At 57.4% G+C, this 1393-nt stretch carries 1 protein-coding gene; it reads right to left on the bottom strand.

Annotated features, from left to right (window positions below; all coding sequences use genetic code 11):
• Window positions 1–29 precede the first annotated feature (29 nt).
• The gene (gmd, locus tag CU103_RS30930) at window positions 30–1100 is read right to left on the bottom strand and encodes a GDP-mannose 4,6-dehydratase (RefSeq protein WP_106667832.1); all 1071 of its coding nucleotides are present in this window, start codon (window positions 1098–1100) and stop codon (window positions 30–32) included.
• Window positions 1101–1393: the final 293 nt, after the last annotated feature.

The following is a 1393-nucleotide window of genomic DNA, read 5'->3' as shown; positions in this document are numbered from 1 at the left end:
CGCGCAGATCGAAGTGGTGATCGTCCCTTTCAGCCATAGAAATCATTTCGGCCCTCCTCGCGCATGATTGTTCGAAGATCGGCTTCCACCATTTCGGCAACCAGGGCATCGAAGGAGACGGTGTGCTGCCAGCCGAGCCTTTGGCGGGCTTTCGCCGGATCGCCGAGCAGGAGTTCGACTTCGGTCGGCCTGAAGTACCGCGGATCGATTTCGATGAGCTCCTTGCCGGATTTGCGGTCGTAGCCGATCTCATCGACACCCGTGCCGGTCCATTCGATCTCTTTTCCCACGGCTCCGAACGCCTTCTCGACGAATTCACGCACCGTATGGGTTTCGCCGGTGGCAAGCACGTAGTCGTCCGGCGTATCCTGCTGCAGGATCCGCCACATGCCGTCGACATAGTCGCGGGCATGACCCCAGTCACGCTTTGCTTCGAGATTGCCGAGCCGCAACCTGTCCTGCAGCCCGCGTTCAATGGCCGCGACCGCCCGCGTGATCTTGCGCGTCACAAAGGTTTCGCCGCGCAATGGGCTTTCATGATTGAAGAGGATTCCGTTGGAAGCGTGGAAACCGTAGGCCTCGCGATAGTTGACCGTGATCCAGTAGGCGTAGAGTTTTGCCGCAGCATAGGGACTGCGCGGATAGAACGCCGTCTTTTCGTTTTGCGGCGCTTCGATGCTCTTGCCGAAAAGCTCGGATGTCGAGGCCTGATAGAACCGGCAGGTCTTTTCAATCTTCATGATCCGCATGGCCTCGAGCAGGCGCAGCGTGCCAAGCGCATCGGAATTGGCCGTATATTCGGGGGTCTCGAAACTCACCTGCACATGGCTCTGCGCCCCGAGATTGTAAATTTCATCCGGCTGGATTTCCTGGACCACCCGGCAAAGGTTGGTTGCGTCCGTCAGATCGCCGAAGTGCAGGCGAAACCGAATGTCTTCATCATGCGGGTCCTGGTAAAGATGGTCGATACGCGCCGTGTTGAAGGATGACGACCGGCGTTTCAGCCCGTGAACGATATATCCCTTGTTGAGCAGGAACTCACTCAGATACGCGCCATCCTGCCCCGTAACACCAATAATCAATGCGGTTTTCGCAGCCATTCGCCGTTCCCTGGTCAATGCTCTCGAGAGCTTGTTGTTGTCTTGGCCCCCGGACCGGCTTCCCCCGTTTGAAAACAGCCGCCGAAGACAGTGATGAATATCGGATTCACTATAGATGGCGCCGATGCGGATACACTTCGGCAATAGGGATAGGACCGGTATCCAAGGCGATGGAAAGCCGGGTATGCCGGTCAGTTCCAACCCGCTAAAAGGGGCGGATATCGCCGCCGCCTTCTCCGGAAGTGGTAGGTCCACACCACACCACACCAACAATCGTAGTGCCTTTGTTGAAC

It is taken from the genome of Phyllobacterium sophorae, assembly GCF_003010965.1.
Lineage (GTDB): Bacteria > Pseudomonadota > Alphaproteobacteria > Rhizobiales > Rhizobiaceae > Phyllobacterium > Phyllobacterium sophorae.
Note: the sequence above shows the minus strand (reverse complement) of the source record. Positions and strands in the feature narration are given on the sequence as shown.

Bases quoted from the DNA above. Each gene is read 5' to 3' on its own strand.
- gmd (WP_106667832.1), bottom strand. From the start codon at position 1,100: ATGGCTGCGAAAACCGCATTGATTATTGGTGTTACGGGGCAGGATGGC.